We start from the raw sequence: 779 nt of genomic DNA, 5'->3' as shown, positions 1-779 counted from the left end.
GAGATTAGTGGGGTGGGAATCTCTTCGTAAGCCGCATCTATAAACAGTTGCCTGCGCGAATGTTACTTTTTCTCAGAGATTCCCATATCAAAAGCCCCTCGATCGAGGAGGAATGGGACTTTCGATAATTTTATGCTTAACTTTCAAATGAAAGTTTGTTGCCAAATGCGGATTTCCAGTCTTTATCAAATTGATCGACAGCCGGCTGAACTGATGGATGAGAAAACATCTGCGCGGCCACATCGACAGGCAAGGTGATCGCTTCAATGCCTAACTTCATCACTTCCATCGCTTGTTGGGTATTCTTAAAACTCGCTGCCAAAATTTTTGCAGGCAGTTGGTTTTGATCCAGTAGCAATTGCAGGTCTGCGACCACTTCTACACCGTTTCCGTTCATCGCATCAATACGGTTCACATAAGGCGCAAGATAGTCAGCGCCACACAATGCCGCAAGGAAACCTTGCTGAGCAGAGTAAATAGCAGTGGCGAGTACTTGAATTCCCTCTTTTTTCATTAACTTAATTGCCGATAAGCCTGTTTCGGTTGCTGGCACTTTGACGACCATATCATAAGGTAATTCATGGATTTGGCGCGCTTCTTCCACCATGCCTTCTACAGTTGTGCTCACCACTTGAGCATGGAAACGGGGTGTGCCCCCTAGCGCTTCTTGCATGCCAGCTAAGGTTTGGTTCAAGCCTTGTTTTGACTTCGCCAAAATACTTGGATTTGTGGTTACCCCTTTCAGAGGTAGGCATTGGTTAAAGCGTTTTACTTCTGCC

1 protein-coding gene is annotated in these 779 nt (G+C 45.8%); it reads right to left on the bottom strand.

Annotated elements, in window-relative coordinates; all coding sequences use genetic code 11:
- Positions 1-136: 136 nt before the first annotated feature.
- On the bottom strand, positions 137-779 hold a 643-nt coding region (locus R8O10_RS24740), incomplete at its 5' end, for a fructose-6-phosphate aldolase (protein WP_318191890.1).

This window comes from Vibrio sp. 1727 (assembly GCF_033344415.1).
Classification (GTDB): Bacteria; Pseudomonadota; Gammaproteobacteria; order Enterobacterales; family Vibrionaceae; genus Vibrio; species Vibrio alginolyticus.
This window is presented reverse-complemented; position numbering and strand designations above follow the sequence as displayed.